Consider the following 1,635-nt stretch of genomic DNA (forward strand, 5'->3'; position numbering starts at 1 on the left):
ACCCCGGAGACCCCGGCGGTCGCGGAGACCTCGGCACCCCCGACCGACCCGTCCGACGCGCCCGTGAACCCCGCCGAGGGGGACGCCGGGACGGAGGAGAGCCCCGCGCCGCGCAAGAACGGCCTCTCCCGCGCCGTCTCCGACGAGCTGGCCGCCAACATGCGCTCCGGCTGGGCGGACACCGAGCAGCGCGACCTGGAGCCGATCGCCCAGGCCGGGCACACCGCCCGCCGCCGAACCGAGCTGTCCGCCCGCTTCCCCGGCGAGCGCCTGGTGATCCCGGCCGGCGTGCTGAAGACGCGGTCGAACGACACCGACTACCCCTTCCGGGCCGCCGTCGAGTACGCCTATCTCACCGGTGACCAGACCGAGGCGGGCGTGCTGGTGCTGGAGCCCACCGACACCGGCCACGAGGCCACCCTGTACCGGCTGCCGCGCTCGGACCGGGACAACGGCGAGTTCTGGCTCGGCGGCCACGGGGAGCTGTGGGTCGGCCGACGGCACAGCCTCACCGAGGCCGAGCGGCTGTACGGCATCCCGTGCGCCGACGTGCGCGAGCTGCCGGAGAAGCTGCGCGAGGCGACCGGCCCGGTGCGGGTGGTGCGCGGCCACGACAGCGGCGTCGAGCAGGCGCTGCACGACAAGGTGACCGCCGAGCGGGACGCCGAGCTGACCACCTTCCTGTCCGAGATGCGGCTGGTGAAGGACGAGTTCGAGATCGCGCAGCTGACCTACGCCTGCGAGTCCACCGCGCGCGGCTTCGAGGACGTCGTGCGGGTGCTGGACCGGGCGGTGGCCACCTCCGAGCGGTACATCGAGGGCACGTTCTTCCTGCGTGCCCGGGTGGAGGGCAACGACGTCGGCTACGGCTCGATATGCGCCGCCGGCCCGCACGCCACCACCCTGCACTGGGTGCGCAACGACGGCCCCGTGCGCGAGGGCGAGCTGCTGCTGCTCGACGCGGGGGTGGAGACCCGCGAGCTCTACACCGCCGACGTCACCCGCACCCTGCCGATCGGGGGGCGCTTCACCGACCTCCAGCGCAGGGTCTACGACGCGGTGTACGAGGCGCAGGAGGCCGGCATCGCCGCCGTGCGGCCGGGCGCCAAGTACAGCGAGTTCCACGAGGCGGCGCAGCGGGTGCTGGCGACCCGGCTGGTGGAGTGGGGCCTGCTGGAGGGGCCCGTGGAGCGTGCCCTGGAGCTGGGCCTCCAGCGCCGCTGGACCCTGCACGGCACCGGCCACATGCTGGGCATGGACGTGCACGACTGTGCCGCCGCCCGGCGGGAGGCCTACGCCGACGGCACGCTCGAACCCGGCATGTGCCTGACCGTGGAGCCGGGGCTGTACTTCCAGCCGGACGACCTGACGGTGCCCGAGGAGTACCGGGGCATCGGGGTGCGGATCGAGGACGACATCCTGGTGACGGAGGACGGCAACCGGAACCTCTCGGCCATGCTGCCGCGCACCTCCGATGAGGTCGAGGCGTGGATGGCGGAGCTGTCGGGCACCGGCGGCACCGCGCCGTGGGATGCCGTCCCGCCCCCCGTGGCCTGAGCGGGCCGGGCACGCCGGCCCCGTCCCGGGGCCCGGGGACGGCACACCGCCGGATGACCGGGGCGACGACACGGGGCG

1 protein-coding gene is annotated in these 1,635 nt (G+C 74.5%); it reads left to right on the plus strand.

Features of this window, described 5'->3' with window-relative positions; genetic code table 11:
* On the plus strand, positions 1-1,557 hold a 1,557-nt coding region (locus FNQ90_RS22430; RefSeq protein ID WP_228471496.1), incomplete at its 5' end, for an aminopeptidase P family protein.
* Between the last annotated feature and the right edge of the window lie 78 nt (positions 1,558-1,635).

The organism is Streptomyces alkaliphilus, assembly GCF_014141535.1.
Lineage (GTDB): Bacteria > Actinomycetota > Actinomycetes > Streptomycetales > Streptomycetaceae > Streptomyces > Streptomyces alkaliphilus.